Raw genomic sequence first — 2,540 nt, forward strand, 5'->3', positions numbered from 1 at the left:
CTGGTGTTCTGCCTCGATGGTCTGGTGGGCGGAGAGTTCGGCCCCGACGTGCTGCAGCACCCCATACAACACCGACCGGCCGGTCGTTTCGTCGACGTCTGGGTGCCGGTGGTTGGCTTCGGCGTCGGGCTGGTCGGTGGCGACGTAGGCGGTGTTGGCGTGGCGGCCGCGGGTCATGGCGACGTAGAGGGTCTCGCGGGTCATCGTGGGTCGCACGAGAGTGTGGGTGGTCTCGACCGTGGAGCCTTGGGCGCGATGGGCGGTGACGGCGTAGGCCAGCTCGACGTGTTCGTCGACGTACCAGGCGGGCAGCCGCACCGACGTGCCGCGGCGGTGGCCGTCGCGGCGCACGGTGACCGACCCGTCGTCGTGGGTGGCGGTGACCGTCCAGCGGTCACCGTTGCGCACCCACCCTCTGCCGGCGAGCAGACGTCGGTCGTTGCGACGCGTGATGACCAGATCGCCGGGGGAGGCGTCGGTGCCGTCGTGCAACCGGACCTCGCCAGCTGGGTCGACGTGTCCGGCGGTGATCCGATCCGACCTGGCTCGTGTGTTGAGCGCGGTGACCGTTTCGGTGGACTCGGCGATCATCGTGCTCGACCGGCCTGTGGCCAGATCGTCGAGCCAGGCCCGGTAGGCAGCGTCGAGCATGGTGTCGGTGTCGCCGTCGTGGACACGACCGTGCGCGTCGTAGGTGTCGATCACGGCCGCGTCGCCGATGCGGAGCCGCAGGGACGCGTGGCGTTCCCAGTCGTGATGGAAGCGGCGGACGTCGACCAGCTCCGGGGCGTCGTCGCGGTCGCGCACGAGCATCCCGAACGCGCCGCCGGCCTCGACGGCGGCGAGCTGTGCCCAGTCGCCGACCAGCAGCACCTTGGCCCCGACCTCGGCGGCGTGGCGGGTGATGCGATCCAGCGTCAAGGTGCCGGCAAGCGAGGCTTCGTCCACGATCACCAGCTGCCCCGCTCGGAAGCCCGCGCCGTTGGCGGTGTGGTCGTGGAGCCACTTGGCGGTGTTCTCGGTCCCGATGCCGAGATCGTCGGCGAGGACCTGGGCGGCAGCCGCGGAGGGCGCCAACCCGACCACTGATCCGGTGCCGTGCTCGCTCTCCCACGCCCGGCGAAGGGCGTTCATCGCGGTGGTCTTGCCGGCTCCGGCCGGGCCGACCAGGACATCCACGACCCGGCCCGACAGCGCCACGGCGGTCAGTGCTGCGATCTGGTCGTCGGCCAACACCCGTCGTTCACGGTCCGGGCGCCGGGCGATCCGTTCGACGAGGGCCAGCCGTACGGTCGGTGCCGTGGTGGCGGTCGCGAGGTCGAGGAGGCGGTCCTCGGCGGCCAACAGTTCGGTCGAGGAGAACACGGTCGAATGCTTCGGCCGGAACACGCTGGTCCCGTCCTTGCGTTGGAACATCACCGGCGAGGTGGCCAGCTCGGGCGGGGTGAGCCGCAACGATGCCTGCTCGGCGAAGTCGACGATGAGTCCGAGCACGGCTTCACGGTCAGCGGTGCTGGCGAACCGCAGGCCCATCGTCTGACGGGATGCCTCGGCGTGCAGGTTCCACCGTCGCCACGTCGAACGCTTCTCCCCGACGATCTCGACGACGGTGCGGCCGACCTCGGCCAGCATGTCGAGGGGAAGGTCGTCAGCGCGCAACACCGGCGGTCGCTCATCCGCGGTAAGCAGGTGGGTGGCCCAGGTGGGCGCGTCGGTGCCGAGGACCACGCTGGCGCGGACACGCCACTCGGCGGTCAGCTCGGACAGCGACGCGATGGTCTTGTCGGGCCGGGTCGCCAACGTGGCCTGCGCGCGGAGCTTGATGATCGTGGTTGTGGACGGCTCGCGACCGTGCTTGGTCACGTAGGCGGCGATGAGCCGGTCCTTCTCGACCTCGATGGCACGGGACCGCGACGAGAACGTCTCGATCAGCTGGTCGGGGACGCCGGTGATCTCCCAGGCCGGGTTGCGGTTCCGACCCCGATCACGTCGGTCCCATCCGAGCCCGAGCGTGCGGGTGAGGTGGTCGGCCAGCACGGCGTTGTAGTGCTCCGAGAGGGCCACGACCGCTGCGTGCATCGGGCGACCGTCCAACGTGCGCCACTTGCCGTCGTGGACGCCTTGCACCTTGTTGGAGATCACGACGTGGGTGTGCAACTGCGGATCGCCCGACCGCGAGTCGTAGTGGTCGTAGGCGGTTGCGATCACCCCGGCCACCTCGACCTGTGCGACCGCACCGGCCGGGCCGCGCGTCCCGATCCGCGTGGCAGCAACGTCGCGCTCCATGAGCGCAACCACGTCCGCAACCGCCGCGTGATGTGCGGACACGATCAGCGCCTGGGTCCCTCCGTCGGTCACCGCCCACAGGCTGCTCACGCTCTTGGGCACCGAGAACGTGTAGTCGTAGCCTGCGACCGCACGGCGGGTCGGGCGAGCGGCTTCCTCGGTTTCGATGGCGGTCGCCGCGGCGGCGCGCTCATCCGTCGACAGGTTCTGGTCCAGACGGTCGATGCGGGCCCGGATGCGAGCCTCGACGCCGG

Annotated in this window: 1 protein-coding gene; it reads right to left on the reverse strand. The window is 70.5% G+C overall.

Annotation, left to right across the window (positions count from 1 at the left end; translation table 11 throughout):
* Positions 1–2,540, reverse strand: a 2,540-nt coding sequence (gene mobF / locus WEE69_09920) for a MobF family relaxase (protein ID MEX1145610.1), incomplete at both ends; no start/stop codon positions are given.

It is taken from the genome of Acidimicrobiia bacterium (assembly GCA_040881685.1).
GTDB lineage: Bacteria > Actinomycetota > Acidimicrobiia > IMCC26256 > PALSA-555 > SHVJ01.